Here is a 14,694-nt window from a genome sequence, read left to right on the forward strand (position 1 = left end):
CGCATGAAAGAACAGTTCACCACCACGGTGAGGGTAAAAGGCAAAGGCGAGGCCAAAGCGCGCGCGTTTGCCGATGCCCTGAATCAGGTTCAGGCGGCGGTGATGAAAGCCTCGCCGCATATCTTACTGCGCATTGAGCCACAGGAGGTGCAGGTTGTTCATGCGCGGGAAACGGTGCGCAAAGAAGCGTTTCTGTTTTTCTTTTTGCGCCGGGAAAGACGGGCTTTCAGCGTGGAGCTGGACGTTACCGTCAACGTGACCGCCATCAATCTCGACAAGGTGGATTTCGTCACGCAACACAGCTGATTGTTACTATAAGGGCAGACGAATGTTCCTGATAATATTAATAAAATCGCTCATCATCGGCGGCCTGGTCGGCGTTGGCGTGGGCGCCGGGGCCGCACGCATGTTTCATGCGCCCACCACGCAGGGGATGGGCGCCTTTCGTACATTAGGCGAGTTAAACTCCTGCGAAGGCGATCCGGCCTCGCACTTCTCCTTTGGGTTAGGGTTCTTCTTTAACGCCTGGGCCTCGTCCGTCGCGGCGGGCTCGTTCACGCAGGATGTCGACCACCGCATTATCCCCAACTGGGGCGCGGCGGCGCTGATGGTGAAAAACCGCAACCTCGGCGAAACCCTGCACAATCCGAAAAAAATGGCTATCGCCTGCGGACTTATCGGCATGGCGGTCGTCACCTTCCTCAACACCACGGCCTCCGCCGTGCCGGAAGCCTTACAGGTCACCGCCGTCAAAGTACTGGTGCCTGCCGCCAACCTGCTGGTGAATACCGTCATGCCGGTGATTTTCTGGCTGGCCGCTATCGACGCCGGTAAAAAATCGGGCTTCTGGGCCACCGTTTTCGGCGGCGCGGCGCAGTTGATTATGGGCAACGCCGTACCGGGCCTGGTGCTCGGCATTCTTATCGGCAAAGGCATCGAAGAGAGCGGCTGGAACCGCGTCACTAAAGTGATGATGGTCGCCATCGTGTTGCTGTTCGTGCTGAGCGCCTTCTTCCGCGGCTTCGATATGAAAATGATCGAATCTTTCCATCTGACCGTGCCGGACTGGCTCAGTCTTATCCACAACTCCCTGAGCGGCAAATAAGGAGCGCGTGATGGAAGAGAATAAAGGTTTCTGGTACGCCGACTGGTCATTCCCGATCTTCGTCGGCCTGCTCTCCTCCGGCGTGTTCGCCGGGACGCACATGTATTACCTCTACGGCATCGGCGCGTTTAACGAAGTGGCGTTCGTGGCGATGCTCAAAGCCGGGATCGATACAGGAGTTTACGGCGCAGTGGCGGCGTTCGGCGCGAGTTTTCTCTTTGCGCGCATTATCGAAGGTTCGCTGGTGGGGATCCTGGATATCGGCGGCGCCATCCAGACCGGCGTGGGGCTTGGCGTCCCGGCGCTGCTGCTGGGCGCGGGGGTTGTCTTTCCGGTGGCGAACTTCGCCGCCTCGCTGGTGACCGGGCTGCTGATAGGTCTCGCTATCGGCTACGTCATCATTCTGGCGCGCAAATTCACCATCAACCAGAGCGACTCCACCTACGGGGCGGACGTGATGATGGGCGCGGGCAACGCCTCCGGACGCTTCCTCGGGCCGCTGATTATCCTGAGCGCGATGGCGGCCTCGATTCCTGTCGGCATCGGCTCGCTCGTCGGCGCGCTGCTGTTCTACCTCTGGCAGAAGCCCATCACCGGCGGCGCTATTCTCGGCGCGATGATCCTGGGCTCGCTGTTCCCGGTGGCGATCGGTTAACCGCGCGGGCGCTACGGCGCCCGCCCTTAAGGAGTGCCTATGTTTGATCTGATCCTGCGTCAGGCGCGGCTGGTGGATGACACGCTGGCGGATATCGCCATGAAAGACGGCGTCATCGCGGCGCTCGGCGAGGTGTCCGGCGCGGCGCGCGAAACGCGCGACCTCAACGGCGAGCATTACGTCAGCCCAGGCTGGATAGACCTGCACGTTCACTGCTACCCGAAATCGCCGATTTATCACGACGAGCCGGACGCGGTCGGCATCGCGACGGGCGTCACCACGGTTGTGGATGCGGGCAGTACCGGCGCGAACGATATCGACGATTTTTACGCGCTGACGCGCGGCGTCGTGACCGACGTGCTGGCGCTGCTCAATATTTCGAAGGTCGGGCTTATCGCCCAGAACGAGCTGGCGGATATGGCGAATATCGATGCCGCCGCCGCGCGTGACGCGATTGCCCGCCACCCCGGCTTTATTGTCGGCCTGAAGGCGCGCATGAGCAGCAGCGTGATCGGCGATAACGGTATCGCGCCGCTTGAGCGCGCCAAAGCCATTCAGCAGGAGAACGGCAATCTGCCGCTGATGGTGCATATCGGCAACGGCCCGCCGCCGCTCGATGACATTGCCGCGCGGCTGTGCGACGGCGACATCATCACCCACTGTTATAACGGCAAGCCGAACCGCATTCTGACGCCGCAGGGCGCGCTTCGCGCCAGCATCAGTGACGCGCTGCGGCGCGGCGTGCGGCTGGACGTAGGCCACGGCAGCGCCAGCTTTAGCTTTGACGTGGCGCGTCTGGCTATCGCGCAGGGCATTGTGCCGCACACTATCAGCTCGGACATTTACTGCCGCAACCGCATCAACGGCCCGGTGAAAAGCCTTGCCCATGTGATGTCGAAGTTTCTCGCCATCGGCCTGTCGCTGCCGCAGGTGATTGACTGCGTGACGCTGCATGCCGCGCAGGCGCTACGCCTTGAACATAAAGGCCGTCTGACGCCAGGCGCGGACGCCGATCTGACTATTTTCGACCTGCGCCGCCAGCCGGTGCGGTTTACCGACGCCGACGACCATAACCTGCATGGCGAGCGGCGACTGGTGCCGCTTGCCGCCGTGCGCGCGGGCGTCTGGCACATGACCGAACAAGGGAGCGCGGAAAATGCCTTCAGTGTATGAAAAATATGATTTAAAACAGGTGATTAACGCTTCAGGACGCATGACGGTATTAGGCGTCTCCACGCCGCGCCAGGCCGTGGTCGAAGCCATGTCCGAAGGGCTTAATCACTATTTCGAGATGAAAGATCTGGTGAATAAAACCGGCGCTTACATCGCAAGGCTGCTGGAGGTGGAGGCGGCGACGATCGTCTCCTGCGCGTCGGCGGGGCTTGCCCAGTCGGTGGCGGCGGTGCTGGTAAAAGAGAGCGACTGGCTGCTGGAAAATCTGCATACCACGGCGATTGAGCAAAACGAAATCGTGCTGCCGAAAGGCCACAACGTGAATTACGGCGCGCCGGTCGGCACGATGGTGGCGCTGGGCGGCGGAAAGCTGGTCGAGGCGGGCTACGCCAATGAATGCTCGGCGCAACAGCTGGCTGCCGCGATCACGCCGCGCACGGCGGCGATCCTGTATGTGAAATCCCACCACTGCGTGCAGAAAAGCATGCTGAGCGTGGCGCAGGCCGCCGGGGTGGCGCGCGCGCATGGGCTGCCGCTTATTGTCGATGCCGCCGCGGAAGAAGATTTGCAGTGCTACTACCGCGCCGGCGCCGATCTGGTGATTTACAGCGGCGCGAAAGCCATCGAAGGGCCGGGCAGCGGGCTGGTCATCGGTAAAACCCGGCATGTCGAATGGGTGAAACGTCAGGCGAACGGCATCGGGCGCGCGATGAAAGTCGGTAAAGAGGGCATTCTCGGCCTGACCTGCGCCATTGAACACTACCTCAGCGCGCCAAAAGAGAGCGGGGCGGAGATGGTCGCTAAGATGACGCCGTTTATCGAACAGCTCAACACGCTTAACGGCGTGACGGCGCGTGTGGTGTGGGACAGCGCCGGACGCGACATCGCCCGCAGCGAAATCAAATTCGACGAAGCCGTGACCGGCGTACCGACCGGCGAACTGGTTAACGCGCTCCGGCAGGGCGAATACGCTATCTATTTTCGCGGCTACAAGGCCAACGAAGGCATCATCGAAGCCGACGTGCGCAGCGTCAGCGCCGCGCAACTGGATATTGTTTTCCGCCGTATCCGCGACGAGCTGAATCAGGAGGCTGACGCATGAAACTGACACCGAATTTTTACCGGGACCGCGTCTGCCTGAACGTGCTGGCGGGTTCCAAAGAAAACGCCAGCGCGGTGTATGAAGCCGCCGAAGGGCATGTGCTGGTGGGCGTGCTCTCTAAAAACTACCCGGACGTGGCGAGCGCCGTCGCCGACATGCGCGACTACGCGGCACGCATTGATAACGCGCTGTCGGTAGGGCTTGGCGCAGGCGATCCGAACCAGTCGGCGATGGTCAGCGCCATCGCGCGCGAGTTACAGCCGCAGCATGTGAATCAGGTGTTTACCGGCGTGGGCGCGAGCCGCGCGCTGCTGGGGCAAAACGAGACCGTCGTCAACGGGCTGGTGTCGCCGACCGGCACGCCAGGACAGGTGAAAATCTCCACCGGCCCGTTGAGCAGCGCCGCGCCCGGCGGCATCGTGCCGGTAGAAACCGCTATCGCCCTGCTGAAGGATATGGGCGGCAGCTCGATTAAATATTTCCCCATGGGCGGGCTCGCCTGCCGCGAGGAGTATCAGGCGGTGGCGCAGGCGTGCGCGCGTCACGACTTCTGGCTGGAGCCGACCGGCGGCATCGATCTGGATAACTTTACGGAGATCCTGCGCATTGCGCTGGAGGCGGGGGTGAGCAAAGTGATCCCGCATATTTACAGTTCGATAATCGACAGCGCCAGCGGCGACACGCGCCCGCAGGATGTGCGACGTCTGCTGGCGATGACGCGCGAGCAGGTAGGCTAAGCCGTTTTACGTCAGGGCTGGAGAATATATTTATCACCGTGATAAATATAAGCCCTGCCTGATGCCATTCGCGGGCGCGATGGCGCGCCCGTTTAACGAGAGGAAACCGGTGTGCGATTCCCGAGTCAACGTCTGTCCCGGCTGTTTGATCTGCTGCAAAACGAAGCGCTGCCGCAGGATGAGCTGGCGCGCCGGTTAAACGTCACCACGCGCACCGTGCGCGCCGACATCAGCGCGCTCAATGCGTTACTGCGCCAGCACGGCGTCCAGCTGGTGCTTAATCGCGGCAGCGGCTATCAGCTCAACGTGGACGACCCGGGGCGTTATCAGGCATTGCAGGCGAGCCGTCCGAAGGCGCTGCGCATTCCGCGTACCGCGCCGGAGCGCGTTAATTACCTGGCGGTGCGCTTTCTGACGGCCGCGTTTTCCCTGAAGCTTGAGGATCTTGCCGACGAGTGGTTTGTAAGCCGCGCCACGCTGCAAAGCGATATGGCCGAAGTGCGCGAGCTGTTCACCCGCTATAACCTGACGCTGGAGACCCGCCCGCGCCACGGCATGAAGCTTTTTGGCAGCGAGATGGCGCTGCGCGCCTGCCTGACTGACCTGCTCTGGCAACTTGCCCAACAGGACAGCGCCAACCCGCTGATTACCGAAGAGGCGCTGAACGCCGGCGTGCAGGAGCGCCTCGGCGGCGGGCTGCCGGCGATTTTCGCACGCGCGCGACTGCGCTTTACCGACGAGGGCGAGCAGTTTATTCAGCTTTACTGCGCCGTGGCGGTGCGGCGCATCAGCGAGGGCTACCCGCTGCCTGAATTCGTCGCCGACGATGTGGACGACAATGTGCGCGAGGCGGCGCGCGATATTGCGGCTCTGCTGCAGGCGCTGTGCGGCAAACCGCTATCGGACGCCGAAGAAAACTGGCTGCGGGTACATATCGCCGCGCGTCAGGTGCAGGAGCTGGAGCCCAGCGCCATCAGCGCCGATGATGCCGAAGCGCTGGCGAGCTACATCCTGCGCTATATCAACACGCATTATAACTACAACCTGCTGACCGATGAGCAACTGCGCGCCGACCTGCTGACCCATATCCGCACCATGATCACCCGCGTGCGCTACCAGATAAATATTCCTAACCCGCTGCTCGGCAATATAAAACAGCACTATCCGATGGCCTGGGATATGACGCTCGCGGCGGTCTCCGGCTGGGGCAAATATACGCCCTATACCATCAGCGAAAACGAGGTGGGGTTTCTGGTGCTGCATATCGGCGTCGGGCTGGAGCGCCACTATAACGTGGGCTATCAGCGCAATCCGCGCGTGCTGCTGGTCTGCGACACGGGGAACTCCACGGTGCGTATGATCCAGTCGATGTTGCTGCGCAGATATCCGCAGCTGGAGGTGAGTGAAATCGCCACGCTGCGCGACTACGAACAGCGCGCCGCCATCGCCGAGGATTTTGTGATTTCCACCGCGCGGGTGGCGGAAAAAGATAAGCCGGTGGTGGTAATGTCGCCGTTTCCCACCGATTTCCAGCTTGAGCAGATAGGTAAGCTGGTGCTGGTGGATCGGACCCGGCCCTGGATGCTGGAGAAATATTTCGACGCCCGGCATTTTCGCGTGGTGGACGGGCCGCTGACCCAGCAGGAGCTCTTTACGCAGCTGTGCGCAGAGCTGGAGCAGGAGGGCTATGTCGGTGCCGATTTCCTGCCTTCGGTGGTGGAGCGCGAGGCTATCGTCAGTACGCTGCTTGGCGACGGGATAGCCCTGCCGCACTCCCTGGGGCTGATGGCGTGCAAAACCGTGGTTTATACCGTGCTGGCGCCGCAGGGGATAGCGTGGGGCGAAGAAACCGCGCATGTGATTTTTCTGCTCGCCATCAGCAAGCGCGAATATGAAGAGGCGATGACGATTTACGATCTGTTCGTGACGTTTTTGCGGGAACGCGCGGCAGAACGGCTGCAAACGTGTCGCGATTTCGCCAGTTTCCACGAGGTGGCGATGGCGTGTCTGAGCCGGTTTTAGTCGCTCTCCTGCGGGGGGAGCCGCTGCGATCAGCGCAGCCGGTGGACAACCTGATTGCTGCTGCCGCGCCAGATAAGCGCAGGATCTTTGAGATCCTGCACAAATTTACCATCGACCAGCACATTAATGAGCGCCACCACCTCGCGCTGGGCGTCGTTAAGCTCATCGATTTTATACCCCGTCCAGACCCAGATATCTTTGCCGGGGCATTCGGCCCGTACCCGCCGTACCAGCCGCAGGATAGTCGGCACGTTTTGCGGGTGCAGCGGATCGCCGCCTGAGAGCGACAGCCCCTGGCGTCTGACGCGGGTGTCGTTAAGGTCGCTGATGATGCGGTTTTCCATGTCGTCGGTGAACGGCACGCCGGAATTAAGCCGCCAGGTACTTTTGTTATAGCAGCCCGGGCATTCGTGGACGCAGCCTGCGACAAACAGCGTACAGCGGGTGCCGGGGCCGTTGACGACATCGACCGGGTAGTATTGGTGATAATTCATTTCGCTTCTCAACTGGTGCCATCGCTGCGTTGGCTGCGCGCATTCGCCCCGGTCACTGACTGGCGTCAGCTCCCGGGGACTCGTTTGCTTGCCGCCTTGCTCTGACGCCAGTTGCTTTGCGAAACCGCTTCTCCACTGACGCCATCGCTGCGTTGGCTGCGCGCATTCGCCCCGGTCACTTACCCAATCTGGCCGTTGCCGAGGTGCTTCACGCGGCGTTTTACCTCTTCCTGCTTACCGGCGTTGAAAGGGCGGGCGTCGGGGCTGCCGAGATAACCGCATACGCGGCGGGTAACGGAAACGCGCGTGGCGTCGTGGTTGCCGCATTTCGGGCAGGTAAAGCCCTTACTGGTGCATTCGAATTCGCCGGTAAAGCCGCACTCATAACATTCATCAATCGGCGTATTGGTGCCGTAATACGGCACGTGGTGATAGCTGTAATCCCACACGTCCTCCAGCGCCTTGAGGTTATGCTGAAGATTCGGGTATTCGCCGTAACAGATGAATCCGCCACTGGCGAGCGGCGGGTAGGGCGCTTCAAAATCGATTTTGTCGTACGGGTTAACCTTTTTCTCCACGTCCAGGTGGAAGCTGTTGGTGTAATACCCTTTATCGGTTACGCCCGGCACCACGCCGAATTCGGCGGTATCGAGGCGGCAGAAGCGATCGCACAGGTTTTCGCTCGGCGTGCTGTAGAGGCTAAACCCGTAGCCGGTTTCGTCCTTCCACTGATCCACCGCCTGACGCAGACGCTCGACGATGGCTATCCCTTTGGCGCGCAGCGCGTCGCTGTCATAAACGTGTTGATTGCCGCAGAGCGCGTTAATGGTTTCGTGAATACCGATATAGCCGAGTGAAATCGACGCGCGGCCATTTTTGAAGATCTGTGCGATATCGTCATCGGGTTTAAGCCGCACGCCGCATGCGCCTTCCATGTACAGAATGGGCGCCACGCGCGCTTTCACGCCTTCGAGGCGGGCGATACGCGTCATCAGCGCTTTGCGGGCGAGCGTGAGACGCTGGTCCAGCAGCGCCCAGAATGCGTCTTCATCGCCTTTCGCTTCCAGCGCGATGCGCGGCAGGTTAAGACTGATAACCCCGAGATTATTGCGCCCGTCGTGGATCTGCTCGCCATTTTCTTCATAAACGCCGAGGAAGCTTCGGCAGCCCATCGGCGTTTTGAACGAGCCGGTGACTTTCACCACCTGATCGTAATTGAGGATATCCGGGTACATGCGCTTACTCGCGCACTCCAGCGCCAGCTGTTTGATGTCGTAATTCGGATCGCCCGCTTTGTGATTCAGCCCGTCGCGGATGGCGAACACCAGTTTCGGGAACACCGCCGTTTTATGGTTTTTGCCAAGCCCGGCGATGCGGTTGCGCAGAATCGAACTCTGGATCAGGCGGGATTCCCAACAGGTGCCGAGCCCGAACCCAAACGTGACGAACGGCGTCTGGCCGTTGGCGGTGTGCAGCGTGTTGACTTCATATTCCAGCGACTGGAACGCGTCGTAACACTCTTTTTCGGTACGGGCACGGGCGTAGCCTTCCACGTCCGCAATCTGCCACTCTTCGGCCACCTGACGATGCTTGTTGTAGCTCGCCGTCACAAACGGCGCCAGCACTTCATCGATACGGTTGATGGTGGTGCCGCCATAGATATGGCTCGCGACCTGGGCGATGATTTGCGCCGTCACCGCGGTCGCGGTCGAGATCGATTTCGGCGGTTCAATCTCGGCATTGCCCATTTTAAAGCCCTGCGTCAGCATGCCTTTTAAGTCGATAAGCATGCAGTTGAACATCGGGAAAAAGGGCGAGTAGTCGAGATCGTGATAGTGGATTTCGCCGCGTTCATGCGCCCGCACCACATCGCGCGGCAGCAGATACTGACGGGCGTAGTGACGTGCGACGATGCCCGCCAGCAGGTCACGCTGGGTGGGGATGACTTTGCTGTCTTTATTGGCGTTTTCGTTCAGGAGCGCCGGGTTGGTTTGCTCCACCAGGCCGCGGATCTCTTTGTTAAGGCGGCCCTGTTTCTCGCGGGCGATATCGCGGTCGTGGCGATACTCAATATAGGCGCGCGCCAGCTGCTTGTAATTGCCCGCCATCAGCTGATTCTCCACCGCCGTCTGGATCTCATGAATATCCACTTCACGACGATGCTGCATCTGATTGCTGACGATTTGTGCGACGGTGGCGCAATAGTCTGCGTCATCGACTCCCGCTGCCTGCGCCGCACGAAGAATCGCTTCGTGAATGCGCGCTGAATTGAAAGGTACTTTACACCCGTCTCGTTTCACTACATGCGGTGTCATGATCACTCCATATTAAGCACAGGTTATCCACAGAAACTCCGTCGCGCGGCATGTGGGCTATCTTCTGAATAAACCCTCAGTAACGGCGAAGCCGGCCCGTTTTATCCACAGCTTTGTGTCGGTTTCAACAAAGCCTGACTGGTGAAAGGGTAGCCTGAAATAACAAGATGTTGGGCCGCGGTGGATTTTAATGTCTATATATAGTGATTTGCATCAAACAAGTTTGCGATTTTATTGATGCAGGACAAAGCAAAGCGGCGAGCGCGCTCAACATCTGCGCTGACGGATGCGAAATATTTACGCCGTGAATTTTTCGATTAAAAAGTCGACGAATGCCCGCACCCGTGGGGCCAGGCGGTGGTTGGGATACTTCACCCACAGCGGCTGCGGCATGGGCCAGTAGGGCTCCATGAGCGGCACCAGGCGGCCTGCTGCGATGGGCGGCGCCAGATACCAGTCAGCGAGCGAGACGATGCCCATATCCGCCAGCGCCGCGTCGACCAGCACGTCGGGAAACGTGCTGATAAGAAACGCGTGCTGCTCTTCCATCGCCAGTTCGTCAGTAAGCCAGCTTTGCAGCTTGCCGTTGCCGGGGTTGCGGTGAACGAGGCAGCGATGATGCAGCAGCTCCTGCGGGTGCTGCGGCGTGCCGAAGCGCGCCAGATAAGCGGGCGAAGCGGCGAGCATCATGCGCATCGGGCGGATCTCGCGCGTCACCACCCGGCTGTCCTGCACGGTGCGCTGGCCGACCGCCACGTCTATCCGCTCGCCAATGAGATTGACGCGGCGCGGGTCCATCGCCAGATCCAGCCGTACCTGCGGGTATCGCGCCTGAAACGCGGGCAGGGCTGGCATCAGCAGATAGCGACCAAAACCGGGGATAACGCTGACGCGTACCAGCCCTTGCGGCTCGTCGGCGGGTTTTTCCAGCGCCTGATTTAACGCGTGCCACAGCGGCGCCACCTGGTCACGCAGCGCCGCGCCTTCTTCCGTCAGGACTACAAAATGGGTGTTGCGCTGAAACAGCACGCGGCCAAGCCGCGCTTCCAGCTGGCGCACGCTTTTGCTCACGGCGGCGGGCGTCACGCCCAGCAGGCGCGCGGCGGCGGAAAAACTCTGGCTCTGCGCCGCGGCCAGAAAAGCTGGCAGCAGGCGATGCACGTCGGAAGTCAGCGTCATGGTTGATACCTTTGGTTGAAACAGATATGCCCGGAACCGCGCTACAGGTTAATCCTGCGTCGTGCCAACATTACCTCAACATCACCGTTGAGGAGAGAAAAAATGAAAAAAGTGCTGGTGCTGGCCGGGCACCGTTACCCGGATGAATCACGCGTTAACCACGCCGCTATCGAAGCGCTGAAGGCGCTGCCGCAGGTGACCGTGCATGAGCTGATGCGCGAATACCCGGATTTCCGGATCGACGTGAAGCGCGAGCAGGCGCTGCTGCTGGCCCATGACGCGGTGGTGATGCTGTTCCCGTTCTGGTGGTACAGCGCGCCCGCGATTTTAAAAGAGTGGCAGGACCACGTGCTGGAGCACGGTTTCGCGTATGGCAGCGGCGGTGACCGCCTGCATGGCAAACCGTTTATGCTGATGGTGTCGACCGGCGGCAACGCCCAGGCGTATTCGCCAGAGGGCTACAACCGGTATCCGATAGAGGAGTTCTGGCTGCCGTTCCACGCGATGGCCAATATGACCGGCATGGTCTGGCAGACGCCCGCGCTGATTCAGGGCACGCATGTGCTGAGCGATGCCGATCTCGACGCGGGCGTGGCGCAGTGGCTCAGCCGCGTGAACGCGCTGGTCAGCTGATGCCCGGCGGGTGCCGGGCAAGGTTCAGGGTTGCAGCCAGATAGCGGCTTCGAACGGGCGCAGGTTCGTTTCTGCAGGTTTAGAGGCCGCGTCCGGGTAGTTGCTCATTAACAGCTGCCATTCGCCGCTGAATTCGCCCGGCGTACACCAGTGCGTTTCGCGACTGAGGTTAGCCATCACCACCAGCTGCTGGCCCTGCCATTCGCGGCGGTAACACCAGAGGTAAGGGTGATCCGCCAGCAGATCCTGATAGTCGCCCCAGGTAAAGATGGGGTGGGCCTTACGCAACTGGATAAGCTTCTGATAGGCGTAAAAAACGGAATCCGGATCGTCGAGCGCGCGCGCGGCGTTGATTTCGCGATAGTTATCGCACAACCCTATCCACGGCGTGCCGGTGGTAAAGCCGCCATTTTCGCTGTCGTCCCACTGCATCGGCGTGCGGCTGTTGTCGCGCGATTTGCTGGCGAGGATCGCCAGCAGCGTCTCCGGGCTTTGTCCCTGCGCGCGCCGCTCCGCAAACATGTTATGACTTTCCACATCCCGGTAATCGATGATGCGTGTGAAGTGCGGGTTGGTCATGCCGAGCTCTTCGCCCTGATAGATATAGGGCGTGCCCTGCATGCCATGCAGCACCATCGCGAGCATTTTTGCCGCCGGGACGCGCAGTTCGCCCTCATCGCCGAAGCGCGAAACGATACGCGGCTGGTCGTGGTTACACCAGAACAGCGCATTCCAGGCGACATTATGCATCCCCTGCTGCCAGTGGTTGAAGATGGCTTTCAGCGCCACGAAATCGGGCTGCGCCAGCGTCCACTTCTGCCCGTTCGGGTAATCCACTTTCAGGTGGTGAAAGTTAAAGGTCATCGAAAGCTCGTGGCCCTCCAGCGCGGCGTAGCGCTGGCAGTTATCGAGCGTGGTGGAGGACATTTCGCCCACGGTCATCAGCCCGCGCGGCGTAAAGACGTCGCGGCTTAGCTCCTGCAGATAGTCATGAATGCGCGGCCCGTCGGTGTAAAAACGCCGCCCGTCGCCCTGGTCATCGGAGGGGAAATCCTGGTCTTTTGAAATCAGGTTGATGACATCAAGGCGCAGGCCGTCCACGCCGCGATCGGCCCAGAATTCGCAAACCTTTTTGACTTCGTCGCGCACCTGCGGATTTTCCCAGTTAAGATCCGCCTGCTCGGGCGCAAACAGGTGAAGATAGTACTGGCCGCTCTCCGCGTGCCAGCGCCACGCGCTGCCGCCGAACTTCGAGCGCCAGTTGTTCGGCGCCTCTTCCGGCGTGCCGTCTCGCCAGATGTAAAAATCGCGGTGCGCGCTTTCGCGGGTCAGCGCGTCGTGAAACCAGGCGTGCTGGGTCGACGTATGGTTAAACACCATATCCAGAATCAGCCGGATGCCGCGGGCGTGCGCTTCGGCTACCAGCGTGTCGAACTCCTCCAGCGTGCCGTAGGCCGGATCGATGGCGGTGTAGTTCGCGACGTCGTAGCCGTTATCGACCTGCGGGGAGAGATAAAACGGGGTGAGCCAGATGGCGTCGACGCCGAGCGTGCGCAGATAATCAAGACGCCGGATAACGCCCGCCAGATCGCCCGTGCCATTGCCGGACGTATCCTGAAAGCTCTTTGGGTAAATCTGGTAAATCACCCCGTTTTGCCACCAGGGCAGAGTTTTAGTCATAACGCATTCCTGCCGTTGCTGAAAGGGAGCGCCGCAGCGCTCCCCGTACCACTCTAAAAGTTAGACGACTAATAGCGTTCCCTGGCGGGATTTACGCTTATAAAGGAACGTTGTGAGGATAAAAGGCACGATAATCGCCACCAGCATCGCCATGCCATACACCTCCCAGTAACTGGTCTGGATGGAGAGAATGGCAGGCAGGCCGCCGACGCCGATACCGTTCGCCATCACGCCGCTTAAGCCGCACAGCAGCCCTGCAATGCAGGAACCCACCATGCCGCACAGCATCGGGAAGCGGTATTTCATGTTAATGCCATACATCGCAGGCTCGGTGACGCCAAGGTAAGCGGAAATCGCCGCCGGAACGGAAATTTCACGCTCGTTGTGTTTGCGGCTGGTCATAATAATGCCCATCACCGCTGAGCCCTGCGCGATATTCGACAGCGCAATCAGCGGCCATACCGGCGTTCCGCCGAGGCTCTGGACCATCTGCATATCGATGGCGAGCGTGGTCTGATGGACGCCGGTTATCACCAGCGGCGCATAGAGGAAGCCAAACAGCGCCGCTCCGACAGGCGCGAAGCTGCCAGTCATCAGGTGACGCACCGCGAACGCCACGCCGTCGCCGATAAGGCGCCCGAACGGGCCGATAAACGCGTGCGCCAGAAACACGGCGAGCAACAGCGAGCAGACCGGCACGACCACCAGATAGAGATAATCCGGCACCAGTCGTTTTAAGCGTATCTCAATCATGCCGAGCGCGAGGCCAGCAAGCAGCGCAGGGATCACCTGCGCCTGATAACCGACTTTGGCGATGGAAAAGAGCCCGAAATTCCAGACTTCCGGCGTTTGCTGGCCGAGGAGGTAGGCGTTCATCAGTTGCGGGGAGACCAGCGTGATGCCGAGCACGATCCCAAGGATCGGCGTGCCGCCCATTTTGCGCACCGCCGACCAGCAGATCCCGACCGGCAGATAGAAGAAGATAGCCTCGCCAATCAGCCACAGGAAATCGTTCACCGTCTGCAATACCGGGAACATCTGCGCCAGCGTTTTGCCGCCGCTCATCGGCACGTCGCCTATCACATTGCGAAAACCGAGCACCAGACCGCCGCTAATCAGCGCGGGCAGCAGGGGGAAAAAGATTTCGGCGAAGTGGGAAATGAGCCGCTCGTGCCATTTCATGTTCTGGCGCGCGGCGAGTTTGGCCTGATCTTTACTGGCGGCGCTGTGACCGCTGGTGGCGATCAGCGCCTGATAGTAATCGCCGACGTTGGTGCCGATCACCACCTGGAACTGTCCGGCATTGGTGAAACAGCCCTTGACCATCGACAGTTCTTCGATGGCTTTCGGATCGGCTTTGGCTGGCTGGTTCAGTACAAAGCGCAGGCGGGTAATACAGTGGCTGACGGTCGCGATATTCTCACGGCCGCCCACCAGTTCTATCAGCTTATCGATATCCTGTTGGTTTACTTTGCTCATGATGAAGCCCTGTCGCAGAGGTAGGTACGAGGCTCGGATGGCCTGTTGCGCAGAGTAGCGAGTAACCGCCCGAACGTGAAAGGGAACGTTCCCGAAAACGGAGGGCGATCACAATAAACG

At 60.3% G+C, this 14,694-nt stretch carries 13 protein-coding genes; 8 read left to right on the forward strand and 5 right to left on the reverse strand.

From position 1 onward, the window contains the following. Positions 1–3 precede the first annotated feature (3 nt). The 7 genes from AFK63_RS01515 to AFK63_RS01545 all read left to right on the forward strand — a co-directional run bounded on the left by AFK63_RS01515 (position 4) and on the right by AFK63_RS01545 (position 6,794). The gene (locus AFK63_RS01515) at positions 4–306 is read left to right on the forward strand and encodes a DUF4312 family protein (protein ID WP_038867638.1); all 303 of its coding nucleotides are present in this window, start codon (positions 4–6) and stop codon (positions 304–306) included. A gap of 22 nt (positions 307–328) precedes the next feature. Beyond that, positions 329–1,105, forward strand: coding sequence for a DUF4311 domain-containing protein (locus AFK63_RS01520; protein ID WP_038867640.1), 777 nt, complete (start codon positions 329–331; stop codon positions 1,103–1,105). Between the two features lie 10 nt (positions 1,106–1,115). Next, on the forward strand, positions 1,116–1,760 hold the full coding sequence (locus AFK63_RS01525) for a DUF4310 family protein (RefSeq protein ID WP_038867642.1): 645 nt from the start codon (positions 1,116–1,118) through the stop codon (positions 1,758–1,760). A 39-nt stretch (positions 1,761–1,799) separates the two neighbouring features. Next, positions 1,800–2,933 (forward strand): amidohydrolase/deacetylase family metallohydrolase, encoded by a 1,134-nt coding sequence (locus tag AFK63_RS01530; protein ID WP_038867643.1) that lies wholly within the window; start codon positions 1,800–1,802, stop codon positions 2,931–2,933. Continuing rightward, positions 2,917–4,035 carry a DgaE family pyridoxal phosphate-dependent ammonia lyase gene (locus tag AFK63_RS01535; RefSeq protein WP_038867645.1) on the forward strand — a complete coding sequence of 373 codons (1,119 nt, stop codon included), beginning with the start codon at positions 2,917–2,919 and terminating at the stop codon, positions 4,033–4,035. Before AFK63_RS01530 ends, AFK63_RS01535 begins: the two co-directional genes overlap by 17 nt. Continuing rightward, positions 4,032–4,772: a 2-dehydro-3-deoxy-phosphogluconate aldolase gene (gene dagF / locus AFK63_RS01540; RefSeq protein WP_038867647.1), complete on the forward strand. Its 741-nt coding sequence runs from the start codon at positions 4,032–4,034 to the stop codon at positions 4,770–4,772. Before AFK63_RS01535 ends, dagF begins: the two co-directional genes overlap by 4 nt. A gap of 111 nt (positions 4,773–4,883) precedes the next feature. Then, positions 4,884–6,794 carry a BglG family transcription antiterminator gene (locus tag AFK63_RS01545; protein ID WP_038867649.1) on the forward strand — a complete coding sequence of 637 codons (1,911 nt, stop codon included), beginning with the start codon at positions 4,884–4,886 and terminating at the stop codon, positions 6,792–6,794. A 29-nt stretch (positions 6,795–6,823) separates the two neighbouring features. On the opposite strand, the gene nrdG is transcribed toward AFK63_RS01545, so the two are convergent. The 3 genes from nrdG to AFK63_RS01560 form a co-directional block, all read right to left on the reverse strand. Further along, positions 6,824–7,288 (reverse strand): anaerobic ribonucleoside-triphosphate reductase-activating protein, encoded by a 465-nt coding sequence (gene nrdG, locus AFK63_RS01550; protein WP_038867651.1) that lies wholly within the window; start codon positions 7,286–7,288, stop codon positions 6,824–6,826. A 179-nt stretch (positions 7,289–7,467) separates the two neighbouring features. Continuing rightward, entirely contained in the window at positions 7,468–9,603 is a 2,136-nt protein-coding gene (gene nrdD / locus AFK63_RS01555; RefSeq protein ID WP_038867654.1) for an anaerobic ribonucleoside-triphosphate reductase, read from the reverse strand. 297 nt (positions 9,604–9,900) lie between these two features. Continuing rightward, positions 9,901–10,782 carry a LysR family transcriptional regulator gene (locus AFK63_RS01560; RefSeq protein WP_038867656.1) on the reverse strand — a complete coding sequence of 294 codons (882 nt, stop codon included), beginning with the start codon at positions 10,780–10,782 and terminating at the stop codon, positions 9,901–9,903. Positions 10,783–10,884: 102 nt separating this feature from the next. Here AFK63_RS01560 and AFK63_RS01565 point away from each other — a divergent pair, with 102 nt between their 5' ends. Continuing rightward, a complete protein-coding gene (locus tag AFK63_RS01565) occupies positions 10,885–11,415 on the forward strand; it encodes an NAD(P)H-dependent oxidoreductase (RefSeq protein WP_038867659.1) in 531 nt (176 codons plus the stop codon). Between the two features lie 24 nt (positions 11,416–11,439). On the opposite strand, the gene treC is transcribed toward AFK63_RS01565, so the two are convergent. After that, positions 11,440–13,095 (reverse strand): alpha,alpha-phosphotrehalase, encoded by a 1,656-nt coding sequence (gene treC / locus AFK63_RS01570; RefSeq protein ID WP_038867662.1) that lies wholly within the window; start codon positions 13,093–13,095, stop codon positions 11,440–11,442. Between the two features lie 60 nt (positions 13,096–13,155). Next, the gene (treB, locus tag AFK63_RS01575) at positions 13,156–14,574 is read right to left on the reverse strand and encodes a PTS trehalose transporter subunit IIBC (RefSeq protein ID WP_038867664.1); all 1,419 of its coding nucleotides are present in this window, start codon (positions 14,572–14,574) and stop codon (positions 13,156–13,158) included. Positions 14,575–14,694: the final 120 nt, after the last annotated feature.

This window comes from Cronobacter muytjensii ATCC 51329 (assembly GCF_001277195.1).
In the GTDB taxonomy this organism is placed as follows: Bacteria; Pseudomonadota; Gammaproteobacteria; order Enterobacterales; family Enterobacteriaceae; genus Cronobacter; species Cronobacter muytjensii.